This is a genomic window from Sphingomonas sp. S1-29, assembly GCF_026167545.1.
GTDB lineage: Bacteria > Pseudomonadota > Alphaproteobacteria > Sphingomonadales > Sphingomonadaceae > Sphingomonas.
In genome coordinates, this window is record NZ_CP110678.1 from 1,937,000 (window position 1) to 1,959,891 (window position 22,892).

General features: G+C 64.2%; 26 protein-coding genes. 10 read left to right on the plus strand and 16 right to left on the minus strand.

The genetic code is table 11. The annotated features are described in order from the left end of the window. Positions 1-11 precede the first annotated feature (11 nt). The 5 genes from OKW76_RS09125 (at position 12) to OKW76_RS09145 (ending at position 2,600) form a co-directional block, all read left to right on the plus strand. On the plus strand, positions 12-212 hold the full coding sequence (locus OKW76_RS09125) for a hypothetical protein (protein WP_265548601.1): 201 nt from the start codon (positions 12-14) through the stop codon (positions 210-212). 38 nt (positions 213-250) lie between these two features. After that, positions 251-1,303, plus strand: coding sequence for a ribonucleotide-diphosphate reductase subunit beta (locus tag OKW76_RS09130; RefSeq protein ID WP_265548602.1), 1,053 nt, complete (start codon positions 251-253; stop codon positions 1,301-1,303). Between the two features lie 235 nt (positions 1,304-1,538). Beyond that, the gene (locus OKW76_RS09135) at positions 1,539-1,961 is read left to right on the plus strand and encodes a VOC family protein (protein WP_265548603.1); all 423 of its coding nucleotides are present in this window, start codon (positions 1,539-1,541) and stop codon (positions 1,959-1,961) included. 13 nt (positions 1,962-1,974) lie between these two features. After that, positions 1,975-2,280 (plus strand): polyhydroxyalkanoic acid system family protein, encoded by a 306-nt coding sequence (locus OKW76_RS09140; protein WP_265548604.1) that lies wholly within the window; start codon positions 1,975-1,977, stop codon positions 2,278-2,280. Between the two features lie 71 nt (positions 2,281-2,351). Further along, positions 2,352-2,600 (plus strand): hypothetical protein, encoded by a 249-nt coding sequence (locus OKW76_RS09145; RefSeq protein ID WP_265548605.1) that lies wholly within the window; start codon positions 2,352-2,354, stop codon positions 2,598-2,600. Here OKW76_RS09145 and OKW76_RS09150 read toward each other — a convergent pair. The 14 genes from OKW76_RS09150 to OKW76_RS09215 form a co-directional block, all read right to left on the minus strand. Beyond that, positions 2,582-3,922 (minus strand): PQQ-dependent sugar dehydrogenase, encoded by a 1,341-nt coding sequence (locus OKW76_RS09150; RefSeq protein WP_265548606.1) that lies wholly within the window; start codon positions 3,920-3,922, stop codon positions 2,582-2,584. The genes OKW76_RS09145 and OKW76_RS09150 overlap by 19 nt on opposite strands. 52 nt (positions 3,923-3,974) lie before the next feature. Next, entirely contained in the window at positions 3,975-4,895 is a 921-nt protein-coding gene (locus OKW76_RS09155) for a hemolysin family protein (RefSeq protein WP_265548607.1), read from the minus strand. A gap of 9 nt (positions 4,896-4,904) precedes the next feature. Further along, entirely contained in the window at positions 4,905-5,417 is a 513-nt protein-coding gene (ybeY, locus tag OKW76_RS09160; protein ID WP_265548608.1) for an rRNA maturation RNase YbeY, read from the minus strand. Next, positions 5,417-5,812 carry a type II toxin-antitoxin system VapC family toxin gene (locus OKW76_RS09165; protein ID WP_265548609.1) on the minus strand — a complete coding sequence of 132 codons (396 nt, stop codon included), beginning with the start codon at positions 5,810-5,812 and terminating at the stop codon, positions 5,417-5,419. The genes ybeY and OKW76_RS09165 overlap by 1 nt, the downstream gene beginning before the upstream one ends. Beyond that, positions 5,796-6,071 (minus strand): type II toxin-antitoxin system VapB family antitoxin, encoded by a 276-nt coding sequence (locus OKW76_RS09170; RefSeq protein WP_265548610.1) that lies wholly within the window; start codon positions 6,069-6,071, stop codon positions 5,796-5,798. Before OKW76_RS09170 ends, OKW76_RS09165 begins: the two co-directional genes overlap by 17 nt. Before the next feature lie 50 nt (positions 6,072-6,121). Then, positions 6,122-7,120 (minus strand): PhoH family protein, encoded by a 999-nt coding sequence (locus tag OKW76_RS09175; RefSeq protein ID WP_265548611.1) that lies wholly within the window; start codon positions 7,118-7,120, stop codon positions 6,122-6,124. 332 nt (positions 7,121-7,452) lie between these two features. Continuing rightward, positions 7,453-8,772 (minus strand): tRNA (N6-isopentenyl adenosine(37)-C2)-methylthiotransferase MiaB, encoded by a 1,320-nt coding sequence (miaB, locus tag OKW76_RS09180; protein ID WP_265548612.1) that lies wholly within the window; start codon positions 8,770-8,772, stop codon positions 7,453-7,455. A gap of 176 nt (positions 8,773-8,948) precedes the next feature. After that, positions 8,949-9,788 (minus strand): lysophospholipid acyltransferase family protein, encoded by an 840-nt coding sequence (locus tag OKW76_RS09185; protein WP_265548613.1) that lies wholly within the window; start codon positions 9,786-9,788, stop codon positions 8,949-8,951. 2 nt (positions 9,789-9,790) lie between these two features. Continuing rightward, positions 9,791-10,213, minus strand: a complete 423-nt coding sequence (locus OKW76_RS09190; protein ID WP_256505402.1) for a Fur family transcriptional regulator — start codon at positions 10,211-10,213, stop codon at positions 9,791-9,793. Between the two features lie 124 nt (positions 10,214-10,337). Beyond that, positions 10,338-10,754, minus strand: coding sequence for a MucR family transcriptional regulator (locus tag OKW76_RS09195; RefSeq protein ID WP_256505403.1), 417 nt, complete (start codon positions 10,752-10,754; stop codon positions 10,338-10,340). 99 nt (positions 10,755-10,853) lie between these two features. Beyond that, entirely contained in the window at positions 10,854-11,342 is a 489-nt protein-coding gene (locus OKW76_RS09200) for a GNAT family N-acetyltransferase (RefSeq protein ID WP_265548614.1), read from the minus strand. After that, positions 11,339-11,977, minus strand: a complete 639-nt coding sequence (gene tsaB / locus OKW76_RS09205) for a tRNA (adenosine(37)-N6)-threonylcarbamoyltransferase complex dimerization subunit type 1 TsaB (protein WP_265548615.1) — start codon at positions 11,975-11,977, stop codon at positions 11,339-11,341. Before tsaB ends, OKW76_RS09200 begins: the two co-directional genes overlap by 4 nt. Positions 11,978-11,996: 19 nt before the next feature. After that, positions 11,997-12,590 (minus strand): malonic semialdehyde reductase, encoded by a 594-nt coding sequence (locus OKW76_RS09210; RefSeq protein ID WP_265548616.1) that lies wholly within the window; start codon positions 12,588-12,590, stop codon positions 11,997-11,999. Positions 12,591-12,621: 31 nt separating this feature from the next. Continuing rightward, a complete protein-coding gene (locus OKW76_RS09215) occupies positions 12,622-13,197 on the minus strand; it encodes a NifU family protein (RefSeq protein WP_265548617.1) in 576 nt (191 codons plus the stop codon). Positions 13,198-13,345: 148 nt separating this feature from the next. Between OKW76_RS09215 and purB the strand changes: the two genes are divergently transcribed. Then, a complete protein-coding gene (purB, locus tag OKW76_RS09220) occupies positions 13,346-14,689 on the plus strand; it encodes an adenylosuccinate lyase (protein ID WP_265548618.1) in 1,344 nt (447 codons plus the stop codon). Between the two features lie 76 nt (positions 14,690-14,765). Here the strand turns inward: purB and OKW76_RS09225 are convergent, their stop codons facing one another. Continuing rightward, positions 14,766-16,325 (minus strand): MFS transporter, encoded by a 1,560-nt coding sequence (locus tag OKW76_RS09225; protein ID WP_265548619.1) that lies wholly within the window; start codon positions 16,323-16,325, stop codon positions 14,766-14,768. Between the two features lie 212 nt (positions 16,326-16,537). On the opposite strand from OKW76_RS09225, the gene uvrA reads away from it, so the two are divergent. After that, positions 16,538-19,549 (plus strand): excinuclease ABC subunit UvrA, encoded by a 3,012-nt coding sequence (gene uvrA / locus OKW76_RS09230; RefSeq protein ID WP_265548620.1) that lies wholly within the window; start codon positions 16,538-16,540, stop codon positions 19,547-19,549. Positions 19,550-19,703: 154 nt separating this feature from the next. Continuing rightward, complete coding sequence (locus OKW76_RS09235; RefSeq protein ID WP_265548621.1) at positions 19,704-21,596, plus strand: AAA family ATPase; 1,893 nt, start codon at positions 19,704-19,706, stop codon at positions 21,594-21,596. A gap of 63 nt (positions 21,597-21,659) precedes the next feature. Here OKW76_RS09235 and OKW76_RS09240 read toward each other — a convergent pair whose 3' ends face one another. Continuing rightward, a complete protein-coding gene (locus OKW76_RS09240) occupies positions 21,660-21,935 on the minus strand; it encodes a BrnA antitoxin family protein (RefSeq protein WP_265548622.1) in 276 nt (91 codons plus the stop codon). A gap of 16 nt (positions 21,936-21,951) precedes the next feature. On the opposite strand from OKW76_RS09240, the gene OKW76_RS09245 reads away from it, so the two are divergent. Continuing rightward, entirely contained in the window at positions 21,952-22,368 is a 417-nt protein-coding gene (locus OKW76_RS09245; RefSeq protein WP_265548623.1) for a hypothetical protein, read from the plus strand. A gap of 12 nt (positions 22,369-22,380) precedes the next feature. Then, entirely contained in the window at positions 22,381-22,776 is a 396-nt protein-coding gene (locus tag OKW76_RS09250; protein ID WP_265548624.1) for a cupin domain-containing protein, read from the plus strand. Positions 22,777-22,892: the final 116 nt, after the last annotated feature.

Here is a 22,892-nt window from a genome sequence, read left to right on the forward strand (position 1 = left end):
GGTTCCGCTGCATGAGCCTGTCGATCGCGATCATGTATGGTGTCGCCGCGATCGCGGCAATCACCGGGCTATGGCTGCTGCTCGCGCTTCGCCGTCCCTCGGGCCCGGCGCGCGTCTATGTTTTCCGAATGTGCGGCATCATGGCGCTCGCGCTTGGCGTCGTCCTGACGATGTCGGCAACCGCGCTGTGGCGAACCGAACAACCCGCTTGAACCCTTTTTCACCGATCACCGCCTGAAGGACCGCCCCCATGTCGCTCACCGAAGCCCGCAAGCAGTACAAGCCCTTCGAATACCCTTGGGCGTTCGATTTCTGGAAGCGCCAGCAGCAGCTTCACTGGCTGCCCGAGGAAGTGCCCCTGGGCGAGGATTGCCGCGATTGGGCGCAGAAGCTGTCGGATCACGAGCGCAACCTGCTAACGCAGATCTTCCGCTTCTTCACCCAGGCCGATGTCGAGGTGCAGGATTGCTACCACGAGAAATATGGCAGCGTGTTCAAGCCGACCGAGATCAAGATGATGCTGACCGCGTTCAGCAACATGGAGACGGTCCACATCGCGGCCTACAGCCATCTGCTCGACACCATCGGCATGCCCGAGAGCGAATATGGCGCCTTCCTCGATTATGCCGAGATGAAGGACAAGCACGACTTCATGCAGCAGTTCGGCGTGGCCAACGACGAGGATATCGCGCGCACGCTGGCGATGTTCGGCGGCTTCACCGAGGGCGTCCAGCTGTTCGCGTCGTTCGCGATGCTGATGAACTTCCCGCGCTTCAACAAGATGAAGGGCATGGGCCAGATCGTCACCTGGTCGATCCGCGATGAATCGCTGCATTGCGAAGGCATCATCAAGCTGTTCCACGCCTTCACCCAGGAGCGCGGCTGCCTGACGCGCGCGGTCAAGGACGACATCGCCGATGTCTGCCAGACCACGATCCGGCTCGAGGATGCGTTCATCGACCTCGCCTTCGAAATGGGCCCGGTCAACGGCATGACCGCCAAGGAGATCAAGAAGTATATCCGCTTCATCGCCGATTGGCGGATGAATCAGCTCGGGCTCAAGCCGATCTACATGATCGACGAACATCCGCTGCCGTGGCTCGCCCCGCTGCTCAACGGCGTCGAGCATGCCAATTTCTTCGAGACGCGCTCGACCGAATATTCGAAGGGCGCGACCAAGGGCAATTGGAACGACGTGTGGGGCAGCTTCGACAAGCGCCAGTCGGCCAAGAAGGGCAGCATCGTCGCCAACGAGGACGAAGCCAGCGACATGTTCGCGAATGCCGGGGTGGCGGCGGAGTAACGATCGGTTAACTTTTTGCATGAGGGCGGGGAACACCGCGCGGGTCGGTTGGTTCATTCCCCAACGATCATAGTTTCCCTTGCTACGGATCGACCATCCCCGAACCGGGGCGCTACGGAATGCTCGGTTCGTCACTGTTATCGGCGTCGCCTTCCCCCGGGGCGACGCCGCTTTCGTGTGGAGCCGGGCCGATTCGGGCTGCCGCAGGGCGTCGGGCTGTGGCATCGTCGCGCGCATGACCACGCTTCGCCCTTTCCATCTCGCCTTCCCCGTCCACGACCTCGCCGCCGCGCGCGCTTTCTATCGTGACGTGCTCGGCTGTGCCGAGGGGCGCTCGAGCGATCACTGGATCGACTTCGACTTTGCCGGCCACCAGATCGTCGCGCATCTCTCGCCCGATGCCCGCGCCGCCGAAGTCACCAATGCCGTCGACGGCCATGCCGTGCCCGTCCCGCATTTCGGCATCGTGCTGACGATGGACGATTGGCAGGCGCTCGCCGATCGCGTCGCCGCGGCGGGCATCGCCTTCGGCATCGCGCCGCACATCCGCTTCCAGGGGCAGCCCGGCGAGCAGGCGACGATGTTCTTTCGCGACCCCAGCGGCAACGCATTGGAGTTCAAGGCGTTCGCCGATGACGCGATGTTGTTCGCCAGCTGAAAGGCCCAGATTCATGACCGAACCCGTTACCGTCGACATCCCCCATTCGCTCACCCAGGCCGATGTCCGCGCCAAGATGGACGGCGGCATCACCAAGCTGGCGGGGATGTTTCCCGGCGGATCGGTGGTCGATCATCGCTGGGAGGACGACAGCACGATGACCTTCACCGTCTCGGCGCTGGGCCAGCGCGTGGCGAGCCGCGTCGAGCTGCTCGAAGGCCGCGTCCGGGCGACGATCGACCTGCCGCCGATGCTTGCGCTGTTCGCCGACAAGCTGCGCTCGAAGCTCGCCAAGGACGGCCCGGGGTTGCTGAAATAGCCACGATACCTCCCAAGGGAACCGATCGGCGTTCCAGACGATACAAGCGGCAGCGAAAAAGGGGAATTCCGATGCTGCAATCGTTACGCTGGCTTGCGCTGCTCACGCTGCCGGCGTTCGCGATCGGCATTCCCGCAGGCGTCGCGCTGGGCAGCTTCGCCGCCGGCGAGCCCACCACCGGCTACATGGAGGGCTATCTGCCCCCCGACGCCGGTGCCGAGCTGCAATCGGCGAGCGCCGCCGACGCGCTCCAGCCCGCCGACGAAGCCTTCATCCCCGAGGATCGCTATATGACCGCGGCTCAGCGCTTCGCCGACTGACCCGCCGGGCTGACGCGCCAGATCACGTTGCCGACATCGTCGGCTACCAGCAGCGCGCCGGTGCGATCGCCGATCACCCCCACCGGCCGCCCGCGCGCCTGGTCGTCGGCGTTGAGGAAGCCCGTCAGCACGTCGATCGGCTTGCTGCCCGCCACCGGATAGCCGTTGGCACCGAACGGCACGAACACGACCTTGTACCCCGCGGGCGGCTCGCGATTCCACGATCCGTGCTGGCCGATGAACGCGCCGCGCGAGAAGCGCTGCCCCAGTTGCACTTCATCGGCAAAGGTCAGCCCCAGCGACGCGGTATGCGCGCCCAGCGCATAATCGGGCCGCCGCGTATATTCGCGCAGATCAGGCCGGCCGGGCGACACGCGGGTGTCGGTATAGCCGCCCCAATAGCTGTACGGCCAACCATAGAAGCCGCCGAACTCGACCTGCGTCAGATAATCGGGCGGCAGGTCCGATCCCAGCATGTCGCGCTCGTTGACGACGGTCCACAGCGCCTGCGTCACCGGGTTGATCGCCATCCCCACCGGATTGCGCAGGCCGGCCGCATAGATGCGGAACCGCTTCGCCGCGGGATCGACCTCGAGGATCGTCGCGCGGTTCTTCTCCACCGCCAGCCCGTTCTCGGCGATGTTGCTCGCCGACCCCACCGAGACGAACAACTTCTCGCCATCGGGGCTGGCAATGACGTTGCGCGCCCAATGATTGCCGCCGCCGGGAAGGTCGACGATCTTCTCGGCCGGCGCATCGATCTTGGTCTGCCCCATGCGGAAGGGGAAGCGCACCAGCGCATCGGTGTTGGCGACATAGAGCCAGTCACCCTGCACGACCATGCCGAAGGGCGAATTGAGCCCGGTCAGCAGCACCGATCGTTGCTCGGCGACGCCATCGCGGTTCGCATCGCGCAGCAGGGTGATCCGGTTGGCCGAGGGCACGCCGGCGCCCGCACGCGCCATCAGGAAGCTCATGATCTTCGCGGTGATCCCGCCGCCCTCGCGCGGCGGCGAATTGGTCTCGGCCACCAGCACGTCGCCATTGTCGAGCCGGTACATCCAGCGCGGATGATCAAGATCGCCGGCAAAGGCGTTGACCTGCATCCCCGCCGCCGCGACGGGCTTGCCGCCCTCCCAGCCCACCGGCTTGGCGATGCCGATCGTCGGGAAGGTCTGCTCGCGCGGTTCGCTGATCTGCGGCGCGGTGCCCATCACCGCGTCGTTGGGCAATTGCGCCACGTCGGGCCGCAGGAACAGGAACCACACGGCCAAGGCGAGGACGACGAGCACCCCAAGGGCGATCAGCAGTTTTTTGCGCATGGCGTCCAGATAGGCCGGCGGCGGGGAAGCGCCAAGGCGAAAAGCCGAAGGCCTATGCGTCGTCGTCGATCACCGCGCGCGCGGGCGGATGCAGCCGCAGCTTGCTCACCCGCCGCGAATCGGCCTCGACAATCTCGAGCGTCCAGCCGCTTTCATGCGCCAGCATCTCGCCCGCCGCGGGCACATGCCCCGCCAGCACGAAGGCGAGCCCGCCGAGCGTCTCGATATCCTCCTCGACCTCGCCCAGCCGCGGATCGATCAGCTTGGCGACCTCCTCGAGTTCGGCGCGGGCATCGGCTTCCCATGCGCCGCCATCGATCGGTTCGAGCAGCGCGTGCGGTGCGTCGTCATGCTCGTCCTCGATCTCGCCGACGATCTCCTCGATCAGATCCTCGATCGTGATCAGCCCCTCGGTGCCCGAATATTCGTCGAGCACCACCGCCAAATGGGTGCGGCTCGACTGCATCTGCAGCAACAGGTCGATCGCATCCATCGATTGCGGCACGAACAAGGGCTGGCGCAGCAATTCGGTGAGCGTCTCGGGCGGGGCGGCGCCGGTCGCCAGGATGTTGAACACGTCCTTGATGTGGACCATCCCGATCACCTGATCGAGATGCTCGCGATACACCAGCAGCCGGCTATGCCCCTCACTCGCGAAACACTGGACCAGGTCGGCAAAGGCGATCTTTTCCTCGACCGCGACGATGTCGGCGCGCGGCACCCCGCAATCGCCCGCATCGCGCTCGCCGAAATGCAGCAGATTGCGCACCATCTGCCGCTCGACCGGCGACAGATCGCCCGAGATCGGCTTTTCGGCCTCGTCCTCGTGCGCGGTAATGACTTCCTCGATCCGCTCGCGCAGCGTCTCGTGATTCTCGTCGCCGAACAGAAAGGCGCGCAGTCCGCGCCAAATCCCGCTTGCGTCGCCACGACCGTCGCCGGTCGCGGCGCTGCTACTGGAACCTTCTTGCATGGTCGGTCTTCAATCCTCCGTCACGGGATAGGGGTCGTGCAGGCCGAGTTGGTCGAGCGCGAGGCGTTCGATCGCCTCCATCCCGTCCGCCTCGGCATCGCCCTGATGGTCATAGCCTAGCAAATGCAGGCACCCATGAACAATCAGATGCGTCGCATGATCCGCGACGCTGATATTTCGTTCCTGCGCCTCGGCGGCGCACACCCCGTGCGCCAGGACGATATCGCCAAGCAGCACCTCGCCATCGTCGCTGTTCTGCGTGACGGTGTCGAGCAGATCGGGCTGGATCATCGGGAAGGACAGGACGTTGGTCGACTTGTCCTTCTGGCGATATTGGCGGTTGAGCGTGTGGACTTCGTCGTCCGAGGTCAGCCGGATCGCCACCTCGATCACCACCGACGCGGTCGCCCATTCGGCCTGCGGCGTCCGCTCGAGTGCGGCGGCAACCGCGCGCTCGGCCAGCGCCTGCCAATCGGTATCGCTGCCCCAATCGGGCTCGGCATGGACGGCGACGTCAAGCATCAGGCGAGATCGGTCTGGGCAAAGTCATTCCCCTTGTAGAGCAGGCGCGCATTATTGGTCTTGACACAGGCATAGGCGAAACAGTCACCCATGTTGAGGCGGGCGGGATGCTGGCCCTTACCATAACGGCTATAGGCATCGAGCGCGATCCGGCTTTCGCGCTCGCCGATGCTCACCATCTCGAAACCGAAGGTCTGCAAAAAGCTGTCGAGCCGTGCGCGCGCAACCAGCTCGGAGACCGCGTGGCCGCGCCGCAGCGTCACCAAGCTCTCCCAGGCCACTACCGGCGATAACAACAGCCGCGACGCCTGCCCGAGTTGCGCTTCGAACGCTTCGTGGTCGGACTCGGGTGCCAGGACGGCAACCAGCGCCGATGCATCAACGAAAAGGATCAACCACGTCTTCCTCGCCCGAAAGCCAGTCGGCATAGTCCTTGTCGGCGGCGAGCCCCGTCGGCGGCAGCGGCGGATGTTCGAGTCGCCAGCGCGCGATCCGCTCGGCAAAACTTGGCGGCGCGTCTTCGCCCTTGGCCAAATCTACCTCGAGCGCGTCGAGCGCGCGACTGATCGCCTCGGTCTTGGTGGTGCCCAGCCGATGCGCAAACTGCGCGGCGCGTTCGGCAACCCGGCTATCCTTGATATACAATGCTGCCATGCGATGCGGCTCCTGGGATATCCCAAATATAGTTTAGGATATCCCCACCATCAAGCTTCCTGCCCCTCATAGGCATCGACGATCCGCCCGACGATCGGGTGGCGCACCACGTCGGCGCTGGTGAAGCGGACGATCGACAGCCCGTCGACGCCTTCGAGCCGTTCTACCGCGTCGTTCAGCCCCGATGCGTTCATGCCGCCGGGGAGATCGGTCTGGCGCGGATCGCCGCACACCACCATCCGGCTGTTCTGGCCGAAGCGCGTGAGGAACATCTTCATCTGCGCCGGCGTGGTGTTCTGCGCCTCGTCGAGGATTACGAAGGCATCGGCCAGCGTGCGCCCGCGCATGAAGGCGATCGGCGCGATCTCGATCTCGCCGCTCGCGATCCGCCGCTCGACCTGTTCGGCGGGCAGACAGTCGTTGAGCGCGTCGTAGAGCGGCCGCAGATACGGATCGACCTTGTCCTTCATGTCGCCGGGCAGGAACCCGAGTTTCTCGCCCGCCTCGACCGCGGGGCGCGACAGGATCAGCCGCTGGACATTGCCGGTGATGAGCTGCGCCACCGCCTGCGCGACGGCGATATAGGTCTTGCCCGTCCCCGCCGGCCCCAGCGCGAAGATGATGTCGTTCGAGACGAGCTGGCTCATATAATAGGTCTGCGCGGCCGATCGCGGCACGATCGTCTTCTTGCGCGTCCGGATCATGATCGGCGGCGGCGCCGAGGGATCGCGGCGGATGATGCCGTCGAGCGTCGGCTCGCTCGCCATCGCGATCACCGCGTCGACCAGCCCGGGATCGACCGCCTGCCCCTGCAGCAACCGCGCGTGCAGCGCCTGCAGCGCATCGCGCGCCAGCGCCACCGCCTCGGCACTCCCCTCGAGCACCACGCGATCGCCGCGCGCGGTGATATACACCCCCAGCCGGTTTTCGAGCGCCACCAGATTGGTGTCATATTCGCCGAACAATTGCGGCAGCAATTCGGGCCGGTCGAACGTCAGCTCGATACGCGACTTGTCGCCCGCGCGGGCGGGGACTGGCTTACGGCTCATGCAATCCTTTCGGGGGTGCCAAAGGGGGCAAGGTGACGGGGTGCGAAGGAGGTACCGATGCCGCCGGCCTGCCGCACGTTCGGGCAAAGCGGCGCGGGGGCGGCGGGTAGGACGGGCTGCATCGCACCTCGATTGTGGCAGACCAAGCGAATGTAGGACAGGGAAAGTTTCCCGCAAGCGCCGGTGTCCTACCCTGCACCCGTCCGTTGCCCGCTCCCCCCACCCCGTTCGTTTCGAGCGAAGTCGAGAAACCGCCATGTAGCGCCAAGCCACGTTTCTCGACTTCGCTCGAAACGAACGGACGGGGATGCCCCTCACCAACCCCGGATAAGCTAAGCCGCCACCCGCACCCGCTCCTGCCCGGCGAGCGAATTGGGATCGGCGCGGACGATATCCACCTCGACCAGATCGCCCACCGCGGCGTCGGTGATCAAATGCACCGATTGCAGCCAGGGCGACTTGCCCAGCATCTGGCCGGCCAACTTGCCCTTGCGATCGATCAGCACGCTGCACCGGCGCCCGAGCGTCGCGGCATTGAACGCCGCCTGGTCGCGGTTGATTGCCGCCTGCAGCCGTTGCAACCGCTCGTCCATTACCTCCGCCGGCACCGCGCCCGCCATGTCGGCAGCAGGGGTGCCGGGACGCGGCGAATATTTGAAGCTGAACGCCTGGGCATAGCCCACCGCCTCGACCAGCTTCAGCGTCTCGGAAAACTCCGCCTCGGTCTCGCCGGGAAAGCCAACGATGAAATCGCCCGACAGCGCAATGTCGGGACGGCTTGCGCGCACCTTGTCGAGCAGCCGCAAATAACCATCGGCGGTGTGCGCGCGGTTCATCGCCTTGAGCACCCGGTCGCTGCCGGCCTGCACCGGCAAATGCAGGAACGGCATCAGTTTCTCGATATCGCGATGCGCGTCGATCAGCCCCTGCGTCATGTCATTGGGGTGGCTGGTCATGTAGCGGATCCGCGCGAGCCCCGGCAGCGCATCGAGCGCGGCGATCAGCAGTTCAAGGCCCCGCCCATCCGCATCGCGCCAGCCATTGACGTTCTGCCCCAGCAAGGTGATTTCACGCGCGCCGGCATCGACCAGCGCCCGCGCCTCCTCGACGATCGCCGCGAACGGCCGGCTCACCTCGGCCCCGCGGGTATAGGGCACCACGCAATAGGTGCAGAATTTGTCGCAGCCTTCCTGCACCGTCAGGAACGCGCTCGGCCCCACCCGCCGCCGCGCCGGCAGCGCGCCGAACTTGCTCGCGATCGGCATGTCGGTGTCGAGCGCGGGCGTCCCCGCCGCCGCCTGGGCCACCAACGCCGGCAGGTTATGATACGCCTGCGGCCCGACCACCACGTCGACCTTGGCGCGACGAACAATCTCGGCGCCCTCTGCCTGCGCGACGCATCCCGCCACCGCGATCATCGGCTCGCGCCCCAGCGCGCGCGCATCCTTTCGCAGCCGGCCGATGTCCGAATAGACCCGGTCGGTCGCCTTTTCGCGGATGTGGCAGGTGTTGAGCACCACCAGATCGGCGGAGCTCGCATCATCAGTCGCGGTCATCCCCTGCGCGGTCATCAGCTCGCCCATTCGTTCGCCGTCATAGACGTTCATCTGGCAGCCGAAGGATTTGACGTGGAAGGTGCGCGGGGAGTTCATGGCGGGCCTCTATCACCTAGCGAGCAGAAACGGGAGGGCCGTCCTTCTCCCCTCCCTGAAAGGGAGGGGCTGGGGGTGGGTAGGCCCGTTGGCAGGCGCAACGTCCGATTACCGGCCAACCCACCCCCGCCCCTCCCTTCCAGGGAGGGGAGATTAACGAAGGGAGGGGAGAGGGTTCACCCCGCCGCCAACACCTCATGCCCCACGAACGGCCGCAGCGGTTCGCCCAGCACCCCCTCGAGCGCCTCGGTCAGCCGCCGCCGGCTCTCTGCCGCGATCGCCTTGCGCCCCGAAATCGCGCTCGGGCAGAAGGGCTCGAGATAATGCACCCGCACCGGGAAGCTCCCCGCGCGGCTCAGCACCCGGATCGCATTGTCGCGCCCACTTTCGGCGCCGATCCACGCAATCTCCTCGCCGACCGCGCCGAAATCCATCAGCACCGGCTGTACCCGCACGCCCTCCGGCGGCGGTTCGAGCACCTTGAGCATCGGCGTCTTGAACGGCAGCAGCGACCGGCCGTCGGTGGTCGTCCCCTCGGGGAACACCGTGATCGCCCAATTCTCGGCGATCGCGTCGCGCAATTGGTTGATCTGGTCGGCCACCCCCAGCCGGTCCTCGCGGCTGACGAACACCGTGCGGTTGAGCGTCGAGAGCCAGCCGACGATCGGCGACGCGCCGATCTCGCGCTTGGCGACGAACGCCGATCCGCTGGTGCCGCCGATCGCCAATATGTCGATCCACGACAGATGATTGGCGACATAGAACACGTTGCGCTTGAGCGGGGTGCCGACGCGCGACACCCGCGCGCCGCTGATCCGCCCGACACTGCCAAGGAAAATGCGCGGCCAGGGCGAATGCAAGCGGAAGAGCCGCCACAGATAATGCAGCGGCACCGTTACCAGCGCCGCCAGCGCCATCATCGCCACGCGCGACCACAGCCGTACCCATCCGATCGCGCCGATGCGCGGCGGACGCCCCGCCGCTGCCTCGCGCCGCGCGTCGATCGGCTCAGCCACGCCTAGCCGTTGCGCTCGAGCGAGACCCCGTACAATTCCATCCGGTGGTCGACCAGCCGGAAGCCCAATCGCTCGGCGATCTGCTTTTGCAGCAGCTCGAGCTCGGGATCGACGAATTCGATCACGCGGCCGCTTTCGACGTCGATCAGATGGTCGTGATGCGCCTCGGGCGCGGGCTCGTAGCGCGCGCGGCCATCGCCGAAGTCATGCCGGTCAAGGATCCCCGCCTCTTCGAACAACCGCACCGTGCGATACACGGTGGCGATCGAGATGCCGGGGTCGATCGCTGAGGCGCGGAAATACACCTTCTCGACATCGGGGTGGTCTTCGGCTTCGGACAGCACCCGGGCGATCACGCGGCGCTGCTCGGTGATGCGCAGGCCCTTTTCGTGGCACAGGGCTTCTAGATCAATCTTGCGGGGCATTTGCGCGATGTAATCGCAACCGGCGCGCGAGGGAAGGGCAGCGGCGCCGCGAACGACTCGCAAACGAAAGGGCCCGGAAGCGCGATGCTCCGGGCCCTGTCGGCTTGGCGGTAAGCGCGAAGGCTCAGACGCGCTTGCGGCGCTTGGTACCCAGACCGATCTTCTTGGCGAGCGTGCGACGCTGCTCGGCATAGTTCGGCGCGACCATCGGGTAGTCGGCGGGCAGGTTCCACTTGGCGCGATACTGCTCGGGGGTCATCTGATAATGCGTCATCAGGTGGCGCTTGAGCATCTTCAGCTTCTTGCCGTCTTCAAGGCAGACGATGTAGTCGGGCTTGATCGACGAGCGCACCGAAACCGCTGGCTCCTGCTTCACTTCGGGCTCGATCACCGGATCGCCCAATCCCGTCAGCGCGCCATGCACGTTCGAAATCAGCACCGGCAGGTCCGATACAGCCACGCTGTTGTTGCTGACGTGCGCTGCGACAATATCCGCAGTCAAAGTGATGAGAGTTTCCTGCAATTCCATCTGCGTATCCATGATCGTCCTTCTGACCCAAGAATTATGGCCCTATTGGGCTTGGTTTACCTAATATGACTCTATCGTACTTCGCTTCGCAAACCGCAAGCACTATCAACATCAGCGTTCAAAGTTGTCGAGTAAGCGCATGAAGCTATGCGCATCGAATGCGCCACCGCTGCCACCGCGATAATAGTTACGTCGCTCACCAGTCTTGGAAAAACCTTCGCGTTGATAAAGACCTATCGCCGCATTGCCCGCGCGTACTTCGAGATGGAGCTTGCGCGCGCCGCGGTCGCCAGCATCGCGCATCACCGATCGTAGTAATTGGCCACCCACCCCGCGTCGGCGCCATCGTGGCGAAGTTGCCAGCAACAGTAATTCGGCTTCGTCGAGCGTGCTGCGTGCCAGCGCGAAGCCTGCCGGGGCGCCATCGATACTCGCCAGCGTCAGCCAGACACCCGAGAGCGACAGGATCCCCAGGCACTGCCCAGCGGTCCATGCTTCGCCATAGGCAGGGTCGAACGCCTCGGCCATCAGCGTGGTCACTACCGCCATATCGGCAGGTCCGCCGGGGCGAAGGTCGATCGCGGCGAACACCGAGCTCATCGCGCGCGCGCCGCGCGCTCGGCGATCGACAGCGCGTCGGGCCCGCGGCCATAGATCGGGGTCGCCGCCAGCGCGGTGAATGCGCCCGGCAGCAGCCGTGCCGCCGCGGCATCGGGCAGCGCAAGCGTGTGGGGAAGCTCAGGCGCCAGCGCGAGCAGCCGGCGCGCGCCGTCGCCAACCACATGGGCATCGCCCACCGCCGCCAGCGCGACATCGGGGGCGAGCGATGCGAAGGGCTCGAGCGCGGCGAAGGGGCGCGCGGCGAAGCGCTGGACGAAGACCTCGCCATGCCCGCCCTCCATCACCACCGCCACCGTTTCGCGCGAAGCTTCAGCGGCGAAGGCGGCAGCTGCGACCACCGCGGGCGCGCTATACCCGCTGACCGGGACGCCCCAGCCAAGGCCGAGCCCGCGCGCTGCGGCGATGCCGACGCGGATCCCGGTAAAGCTGCCCGGCCCGCAATCGACCAGGACCGCATCGATCGCGGTGTCGCCCACCACTTCGCCGATCATCGGCACCAGCCGCTCGGCATGGCCGCGCCCGACGACTTCGTGCAGCGACGACGCCACCTCGCCATCCTCAAGCAGCGCGACCGAACAGGCGGCGGTGGCGGTTTCGATGACGAGGATGCGCAACCGCCGGTCCTGCTGCGCGTCAGGCGACGCGGTTGAACTGGTCGAATTCGGGCCGCGGGCTGCGGTCGAAGATCGACGAAGGATCGCCCTTGCCCAAAGTCGCGATGAAGTTGACCTTCACCGCCGGCTGGTCGGCGAAGAACGCGGCATTTACCTTGTCGGCATCGAAGCCCGACATCGGCCCGACGTCCCAGCCGAGCGCGCGTGCGGCGATGATCAGATACGCACCCTGAAGCGAACCGTTGCGCAGCGCGCTCAGCTTGCGGCCTTCGGGATCGCCCTCGAACCACGCCTTGGCGTCGGTATGCGGGAACAGCCAGGGGAGCTGTTCGTGGAATTCCTCGTCCATCCCGATGACCACCGCGGCGGGCGCTTTGCGGATCTTGTCGGCGTTGCTGTCGCTCGCGCACGCCGCCAGCGTATCGCGCGATGCCTGGTCGAGGCACCACACGAAGCGCGACGGCTGCTGGTTCGCCGAGGTAGGCCCCATCTTGAGCAGGTCGTAGATCGCGCGCGCATCGGCTTGCGTGAACGGCGCGTCGGTGAAGCCGTTATAGGTGCGCGCGGCGCGGAAGATCGTATCGAGCGCCGCTGCGTCGAGGGGTTGGGCCATCGTCATTCCTTCGGATCGTTCGGATAGGGTGTCAGACCGCGCGAACTTCGGTCACTTCGGGAACATAATATTTGAGCAATTGCTCGATCCCGTTCTTCAGCGTTGCCGAAGACGACGGGCATCCCGCGCACGCCCCCTGCATCTGCAGATACACCTTGCCCTCGTTGAACCCGCGATAGACGATGTCGCCGCCGTCGTTGGCGACCGCGGGACGGACGCGAGTCTCGATCAGGTCGCGGATCTGCGCGACGATATCGGCATCCTCGGGATTGTCGCCGAAATCACCGCTCTCGGCGGGCACCGAAATGCCGCCCGCGCTGCCGGGGCGGAACAGTGGCATGTCACCCGCAAAATGATCGAGCAGGATCGCCAGCACGTCGGGCTTCAACCCGACCCATTCGACACCCGGCGCCGCGGTGACCGACACGAAGTCCGATCCGAAGAACACCCCGGTCACGTCGCCTAAGTCGAACAACGCCTGTGCCAGCGGCGATGCCTCGGCATCCTCGGGATCGGCGAAGTCGCGCGTGCCCGACGGCATCACCGTGCGGCCCGGCATGAACTTCAGCGTGGCGGGGTTGGGGGTGGTTTCGGTTTCGATCAGCATCACTGGCATGTGGCGGCCAGCAGGGGCGCGATCAACCCCGAAACGCAGCCGCAGCCCGGTTTGCGCCGCCGTCGCCCCTTTGCTAGCGCTCGCGGCACCGCGCGCCGCTCCGCTCGATGCCCGGATTCGCCATTCGAAAGGACATATCTTGGTTCCTCGCTACGCCCGCGCTGCCATGACCGACCTCTGGACGCCCGAGGCGCGCTTCCGCATCTGGTTCGAGATCGAAGCGCACGCGACCGACGCGCTCGCCGACCTCGGCGTCGTGCCGCGCGAGGCCGCGCAGGCGTTGTGGGACTGGTGGAACGCCGCGCGCGCGGCCTCTGCCGATGGCGAGGCACCGATCGACGTCGCCGCGATCGACGCGATCGAGGCGGTGACCAAGCATGACGTCATCGCCTTCCTCACCTGGGTTTCCGAGCAGGTCGGCCCGCAGGCGCGTTTCATGCACCAGGGCATGACCTCGTCCGACGTGCTCGACACCTGCCTCGCGGTCCAGCTCGCGCGCGCCGCCGATCTGCTGATCGCCGATCTCGACGCGCTGCTGGCGGCGATCAAGACCCGCGCGTTCGAACACAAGCTCACCCCGACGATCGGCCGCAGCCACGGCATCCATGCCGAACCCGTCACCTTCGGCCTCAAGCTCGCCCAGGCCTATGCCGAATTCGCGCGTAATCGCGAACGGCTGGTCGCCGCGCGCGCCGACATCGCCACCTGCGCGATTTCGGGCGCGGTCGGCACCTTCGCCAATATCGACCCCGCGGTCGAAGCGCATGTCGCCGCCAAGATGGGCCTCAGCGTCGAGCCGGTGTCGACCCAGGTCATCCCGCGCGATCGCCACGCGATGTTCTTTGCCACGCTCGGCGTGATCGCCAGCTCGATCGAGCGCCTCGCCACCGAAGTCCGCCACCTCCAGCGCACCGAAGTCTTGGAGGCCGAGGAACATTTCTCGCCCGGCCAAAAGGGCTCGTCGGCGATGCCGCATAAGCGCAACCCAGTATTGACCGAAAACCTAACCGGCCTGGCCCGCATGGTCCGCGGCTATGTCACCCCCGCGCTCGAGAATGTCGCTTTGTGGCACGAGCGCGACATCAGCCATTCGTCGGTCGAGCGCTATATCGGCCCCGATGCTACGATCACCCTCGATTTCGCGCTCGCCCGCCTCACCGGGGTGATCGAAAAGCTGGTCGTATACCCGGTGCGGATGCAGAAGAATCTCGATCGCATGGGCGGCCTCGTCCATTCGCAGCGCGTCCTGCTCGCGCTCACCCAGGCGGGCGTCAGCCGCGAGGATTCCTACCGCCTCGTCCAGCGCAACGCGATGAAAGTGTGGGAAAGCGACGGCGAATTGTCGCTGCTCGAACTGCTAAAGGCCGACCCCGAAGTCACCGCCGCGCTGCCGGTCGAGGAGATCGAGGCGAAGTTCGACCTCGGCTATCATTTCAAGCACGTCGACACGATCTTCGCGCGGGTGTTTGGCACGGGGGGCTAGGCTGGAGGGTCGTCAACGCGGTCGGTCGGCACGCGATAGCTAGCTGGGCGAGAGCCGTGCTCGTCTCGGCTCCTCGCTAGATTTCGGCTTCCAGCTCCCGCAAGCTGCGACCCCGCGTTTCACGACCAGCATAGCCGACCAGCCCTGCCGATGCGGTCATGGGCACCAACAAGGCGAGGGCGGCCCCCCCTAGCGTTGGAATAAGGCCGACCAGAGCGAAGCCCTGCGCCGCCACGCCACCAAACTTGCTGCTGGCAGCGATCAAGCCGGTTGCGCGGCCGCGCACACCAAGCGGGTAGTTCTCCGCCGCGTACGGCAGCAACACCGCGATCATGCCGTTGCTGCCAACGACCAGCAGCGCGATAACCGCGATCAGCACCGGGGGGGAAGAAAGTGCGGTGGCGGGAAGCAGTGCTCCGCCCAGTCCCATCAGCGTCAGCATGATGGTTCCGACCAGCGTCCATTTGCTGCTCCAGCGGCTGTAGAGCAGGGCTGCAACCATGATCGTTGGTAGTGCGACCAGCGCCGAGCTAGCGATGATCCCGCTGGCAAGCTCCGCGCTGAAGCCGCGATCGCGAAGATCGGATGGCAGCCAGAGCAGCAGTCCGAAAGTAACAAAGCTCCACGACAAGGCGGAGATCACCAGCGCTGCCGTCAGTTGTCGGTGATGCTGAGCTGCGAAGGCAGCATTGGGGGGCGTTGGTGCCGCCTGACGCCGCACAATACCGAACCGGTCAGCCATTTGCGCCAACTCCGCCTCTCGCCCCTGCTCCAGTAGAAAGCGCGGGGATTCTGGGATCCACCTTGCCAGCGCGAGCAGCAGCAGGCCGGTCGGAAAACCCTGGAGCCACAAGCTTCGCCAACCAAACGCCGGCTCGAACAGGTGAGCGGCCCCGCTAGCGGCAAGGTAGCCGCCGACCAGACCGGTCCCGCCCACGAGCACCAGCACCCAGCTGCGATGCCGCGGTGGCATCACTTCGGCCAGCAAGGTGTAGACGACCGGCAGCATGCCCCCGGCCGAACAACCCATCAGGAAGCACATCAGCAGGTTCCACTCGAACGAGGGCATCGCCCCGCAGATGGATGTGGAGACGAACAGGATGGTCGACAGCAGAATGGACACGCGGCGGCCATAGATGTCCGCCAGCCAACCCCAGACAAACGATCCAATGGTGGTACCAAGGAGGGCGACGAACGGCAGCATGGCCGCGGACGCCGCAGCGATGCCGTACTCGTCGCGCATGCCGGGCAGCACGAAACCCAGCGTCGCGGGTTTCATCGTGTCGATGATCAGGCCCAGCGTCAGGACCAGAAGCACCGTAGCGTGCCAACGGCCAAACGGTGTCTCGTCCGGGGCCTCGAACATCGTTGCGGCATGTGCATCATGCGTAACGCGTCGCTTTGGAAGCGCCCCGAAGATTGCCGCCGGCACGCCGAAAAGGATCAGCGCCATGCCCGCGTACATCCAGCCGTCCATCGGCATGCCGGCCAGATGATTGCCCATCTGGTGCGCCATTGCGAGCATCGGCAGGTGCAGAGCCACGCCGACACTGATCGCCGCGCAGCCCGCCCAGAAGATGGGCCAGCGTTCGCCGATTACCGATGCGCGACGCACCGCGTGGTTGCTTCGTGTCATTGTGCTCCCCGACGGGGCGCTCCTAGCCTGCCAAGCGCAGCGCGCCAACTTGCCACTTGGGGCGCAGCGCGGTTTATCGGCTCACCCCCACGGCAGTCACGGCGCGCGAAAGCCGCACCACCACCCCCCTACCAGCCCCGTGATCGCGCCCCTATCTCGTGCCCCGGCCTTGGCCCTAGCCCTAGCTCCAGAACGAAGATAGAACGCACCGCATGGCATTGACTCACATTTCCGTGCGCGGCGCGCGCGAGCACAATCTCAAGGGCGTCGATATCGACATCCCGCGCGACACCCTCACGGTGATCACCGGGCTGTCGGGGTCGGGCAAGTCGAGTCTCGCCTTCGACACCATCTATGCCGAGGGCCAGCGCCGCTACGTCGAATCGCTCAGCGCCTATGCGCGCCAGTTCCTCGAACTGATGCAGAAGCCCGATGTCGACCATATCGAGGGCCTGTCCCCCGCGATCTCGATCGAGCAGAAGACCACCAGCCGCAATCCGCGCTCGACCGTCGCGACGGTGACCGAGATCTATGATTATATGCGCCTGCTCTGGGCGCGGGTCGGCATCCCCTATTCGCCCGCCACTGGTCTTCCGATCAGCGCGCAGACCGTCAGCCAGATGGTCGATCGCGTGCTCGCGCTCCCTGAGGGCACCCGCCTGCTGCTGCTCGCCCCGGTCGTTCGCGGCCGCAAGGGTGAATATCGCAAGGAGCTCGCCGAGTGGCAGCGCGCGGGCTTCCAGCGCGTCCGCATCGACGGCGAAACCTATCTGATCGAAGACGCGCCTGCGCTCGACAAGAAGTTCAAGCACGACATCGAGGTGGTGGTCGATCGGTTGGTGGTGGGCGGCGACATCTCTACGCGCCTGGCCGACAGCTTCGAAGCCGCGCTGAAGCTCGCCGATGGGCTGGCCTATGTCGATCTGGTCGACACGACGGTCGACGCGCTCGCCAACCCCGTCACCCCCCCCGTCACCCCAGCGAAAGCTGGGGTCTCCGCGGATGGCGCGGGACAGGAGCCGCAAGAGACCCCAGCTTCCGCTGGGGTGACGGATCGCAAGATGAAGGGTGCCGGCATCCCCGCCAACCGCATCGTCTTCAGCGAAAAATTCGCCTGCCCCGTCTCGGGCTTCACCATCGCCGAGATCGAGCCGCGGCTCTTCAGCTTCAACGCCCCGCAGGGTGCCTGCCCCGCGTGCGACGGCCTTGGCGAGCGGCTCGAATTCGACGCCGACCTCGTCGTCCCCAATCACGACCTCAGCATCAAGAAGGGCGCGGTCGTGCCCTGGGCCAAGTCGAACCCGCCCAGCCCCTATTACATGCAGGTATTGGGCAGCCTCGCGCGCGAATTCGACTTCAAGCTCGACACCCCCTGGAAGGACCTCGCCCCCGAACACCAGGACACGATCCTCCACGGCACCAAGGGCAAGCCCGTCACCCTCACCTTCGTCGACGGCCGCAAGTCATACGACGTGAAGAAGCCGTTCGAGGGCGTCATCGGCAACATGAACCGCCGCCTGCTCCAGACCGAGAGCGCGTGGATGCGCGAGGAGCTGTCGAAATACCAGGCCTCGCGCCCCTGCGAGACCTGCCACGGCGCGCGCCTCAAGCCCGAGGCGCTGGCGGTCAAGATCGACGGGCAGGACATCGCCCACGCCACCCACCTCTCGGTCGTCGACGCGCTCGGCTTCTTCGAGCGGCTGCCCGACGCCATGACCGGCCAGCAGCGCGCGATTGCCGAACGCATCCTCAAGGAAATCCTCGAACGCCTCGGCTTCCTCAACAATGTCGGGCTCGACTATCTCAACCTCAACCGCACCAGCGGCACGCTCTCGGGCGGCGAATCGCAGCGCATCCGCTTGGCGTCACAGATCGGCAGCGGCCTCTCGGGCGTGCTCTACGTCCTCGACGAGCCCAGCATCGGCCTCCACCAGCGCGACAACGACATGCTGCTCAAGACGCTGCGCCGCCTGCGCGATCTCGGCAACACCGTCCTCGTCGTCGAGCATGACGAGGACGCGATCCGCACCGCCGATTACGTGATCGACATGGGGCCGGGCGCGGGCGTGCGCGGCGGCGAGGTCGTCGCCAAGGGCACGCTCAAGCAGGTGCTCAAGACCAAGGGCAGCATCACCGCCGATTATCTCAACGGCACCCGATCGGTCCCGCTCCCGGCCAAGCGGCGCAAGGGCAATGGCAAGAAGCTCACCGTCCACAATGCCACCGCCAACAACCTCACCGGAGTCACCGCGAGCATTCCGCTCGGCACCTTCACCTGCGTCACCGGCGTCTCGGGATCGGGCAAGTCGAGCTTCACGATCGACACGCTCTACGCCGCCGCCGCGCGCCAGCTCAACGGCGCGCGCGTGCTCGCGGGCAAGCACGACAAGGTCACCGGGCTCGAACATCTCGACAAGGTGATCGACATCGATCAGTCGCCGATCGGCCGCACCCCGCGCAGCAACCCCGCCACCTATACCGGCGCCTTCACCAACATCCGCGACTGGTTCGCCGGCCTCCCCGAAAGCCTCGCGCGCGGCTACAAGCCCGGCCGCTTCAGCTTCAACGTCAAGGGCGGCCGCTGCGAGGCGTGCACCGGCGACGGGCTGCTCAAGATCGAGATGCACTTCCTCCCCGACGTCTATGTCACCTGCGACGTCTGCCACGGCGCGCGCTACAATCGCGAAACGCTCGAGGTGAAGTTCAAGGGGATGAGCATCGCCGACGTGCTCGACATGACCGTCGAGGATGCGGTCGAGTTCTTCAAGGCGGTCCCGCCGATCCGCGATCGCATGGCGATGCTCGCCGAAGTGGGCCTGGGCTATGTCAAGGTCGGCCAGCAGGCGACGACCTTGTCGGGCGGCGAGGCGCAGCGCGTGAAGCTCGCCAAGGAACTCGCCCGCCGCGCCACCGGCCAGACGCTCTACATCCTCGACGAGCCGACCACCGGCCTGCATTTCGAGGATGTCCGCAAATTGCTCGAAGTCCTCCACGCGCTGGTCGACCAGGGCAACACCGTGGTGGTGATCGAGCACAACCTCGACGTCATCAAGACCGCCGACTGGGTGCTCGATCTGGGGCCAGAGGGCGGCGTGAAGGGCGGCGAGATCGTCGCGCAGGGCACGCCCGAAGTGGTGGCGAAGGAACCGCGGAGTTTTACGGGGAAGTATCTTGCGCCGTTGCTGGAGCGGAAGGCGGCGAAACAGTCGGCGACAGGCCAATAAGCCCTTTCTAATCGGGGGAGAGGATGGGGCCGGCCAGATTCGTATTTCGACCTTGTTCGGATTGGCTATCTTACCGATTGCGGGGACCGAAAAAACCACTTTACTTGGTTGCCGGTAAAACTCACTTTGCCGTTAACGGCGAAAGTGGATCGAGATGAGATACCTGAAATTCCGCATTCTCAACTTTAAGGGTATCAAGGAAGCTAATATTGACCTTCGCTCTATGACCGGAGCGAACGTTTTTTCGTTAGTCGGACTGAATGAAAGTGGAAAAACCACAATCCTTGAAGCTATCCATAGCTTCTCACCGGACTATTTAACAAATAGCCTCAGAAAGACCAAGTCGAAAACTGCTGCTGACTCTGCCAAAGACCGCCTTCCTCGACATTTACTCGCACGGTTTACGGGATCCATTATCGTCGAAGCGACCGTAGAAATATCCGAGAAGGAAAAGTCGGATATTGCCGATGACATTAGGGGTGAGACCGGCATATTTATATTGAAGGACGATTTACCAGATACCTTTACGTTGTGTCGCTCTGATGTATTTGAACGCGGGGACTATGTTGACACAACAAGGCGGTTCGGATTCGAATTGAAAGGAAAGCGTCAAGGCGATCGCAAACGCAAGGTTATATCGGGAGACGATTATAACGCAGTGTATGATTGCCTTTGGGGCGCGACGCCGGACATAGCCTACTACGACAGCTTCATATTTGATTTCCCCAAAAGGATATACCTCACCAACCGTCCAGGCGCGGGGAGCTGGGTATACCGTAAAATGTTCGAAGACGTTCTAGCAGCAGGCAAGGTAAAATATAAACTCGACGATATCGTCCGACGCATACAGAATGACCACTATAAGCGATCCTGGTTAGAGTTTTTCATTGCATGGAGCGAGGAAGATGAAAAATCTCGCGTTCAACAAATAATTGACCAAGCGTCAAATACGATTACGGAATCTGTTTTTGGCAAGTGGAACAAGATTTTTGGAGAAGATGTTGGAGATAAAGAAATATCCGTCGAGTTTGGCGTAGAGGAAGGGCGGGTTTTAGATAAGTCCTCAAAGTCATATTTAGCATGCGACAACCACGACCTTTATATTTCTCTACAGATAAAGCAAGGAACAAGGCGCTTTCCGATCCAGGATAGGTCATTGGGCTTTAGATGGTTTTTCGCCTTTTTGCTCTTTACGCAGTTTAGAACGAAAAGAAGTGAATTCCGTCCAGTGCTGTTTTTGTTTGATGAGCCTGCTGCCAATTTACATTCGGCTGCGCAAGAACGCTTGATAGAGAGTTTTCCGGAAATTGCGACCGGCAATAACATGCTATTATACACTACTCATTCTCACTACATGATAAGTCCAGATTGGCTAGAGCAGACCTTCATCGTAACCAATGCAGCTGATGCACCTGGGGTCAGCATGGTGGACTCTGCCATCATAGATGACGAGTTTTTGGACATAAAAGCCCAGCGATATCGCGATTTTGCAAATGCCCATCCGTCTGAGACTAGTTACTTCCAGCCTATAATGGATCGCCTCGAAGTACGGCCTAGTAGATTTGATGCATCATTGCCAAGTGTCGTTCTGGAAGGAAAATCGGACTATTACTTACTGCGTTACGCATCTATACTTCTAGATTGTAAAAATGTACGCCTTATTCCTGCAACAGGATCGGGGACGTTCTCCGCGCTTATTGGGTTAGGAGCAGCCTGGGGTACCAAGTTCGTTTTCCTACTCGACAGTGACAATGCCGGGATCAAAGAGCGAGCTAGATACGCACTCGACCATGGGGCTCGAGCCGAGGCAATCTGCTGCTTGAGGGATTTCGATGATAGCCTCTCTGATATCGAATCATTGTTGGACACCCAGTCACGTGAATTAATCTCTACTTATCTTAAAGTAGAAAGGTTGTCTAAGAAGACCATAATGCGCTTTTTCCAAGAACAACTTGCCAAACGTGATATTTTCTCTTTAGGCTCTGGGTTCGAGCAGCGGGCCGGCGCTGTTCTTCTTGGACTTAATGGGAAAATCGAATCTCTTTGATAGCCAGCGCTTACGCAAGCTTGAACAGTCCTTGCTTGTGGCTGGTAGAATGAGTTGCACCCTTCAACCCAACCCCGCCGCCTTCCGTAGCGCCTCGTTCATCCGCGCCTGCCACCCCGGCCCGCCTTCGCGAAACTTCTCGATCACGTCGGGATCGAGCCGCAGCGTCACCTGGCGCTTCGCCGCGCCGCGCAGCGGCGGGCGGCCCTTCGCGACGCCGCTGCGCCCCAGATAGCCCGTCGCCGGGCGGATCACCTTGCCGCCGATCGCGATCTCGGCGACCTCGGCCATTACCGCCGTCAGCTCGGGGGCATCGTCCGGGTCAGTCCAGTCCGACATGCTTGATCTCCCATTGGTGCAAGCGCTGCACCGAAATCACGCGGCGGGCACCCTCGCGCTCGGTCCACACGACGGCGACGGCAACCTGCTCGATCCAGCCATAGCTGACGTACCGGGTCTCGCCGTAATCGACCGGTCGTCGACCAGCGTCTTCACGCGGCCATCGAACACCGATCCGGCATCGGCAAAATCCAGTCCCCGCTCGCGCAGCGTCGCGTCACGCTTGGCCGGATTGAGGCTGATCTCGACGTATCGATTATGTAACTACGATATGCGTGCGGTCGATGCGGGGTTGCTGGTGGTGCTTCTGCCTTGCTCCCAAAGGCCCCGCCGCGGCAAAGCCGCGTCGTCGGTCGGGCTGGCTTCGCCACCCGCCGGCCGGGCTTGCCGGTGCCTTCGCACCGTGCTGGATTTAGCTGTCGCTAAATCCTAGCATTCGCGCGCCATGCCCCATCTCCCCACCAACCCCGCCCATCTCGGCCTTGGCGCAACCGCCAGCGTCGAACCCGCGATCACCGACGAAAGCTGGTACGCCGCCTATGCCGAGCGCCACGCCGCCGACGGCATCGAAGGCCGGCTTGTCTCGCAATATGACTTCACCGAGAGCTGGGCTGCATGGGAGGTCCACCCGCACGGTGCCGAGCTGGTGATCTGCACCGCGGGCCGCATGACGCTGCACCAGGAACATCCCGACGGCACCACCGCCACGCTAACGCTCGGCCCCGGCGACTATGCGATCAATCCGCCGGGCGTGTGGCACACCGCCGACATTGCGCCCGGCAACAGTTGCACCGCGATCTTCATCACCCCTGGTGAAGGTACCGCGCACCGCCCGCGGTAAGGGGGCGTGCGCTCTCCCGTCACCCCGGCCTTGAGCCGGGGCCCAGGGCGGCGGGCGCGACGTTCGCGCCTCTTGCCGCATCGCTCGCGGCCCTGGGCCCCGGCTCAAGGCCGGGG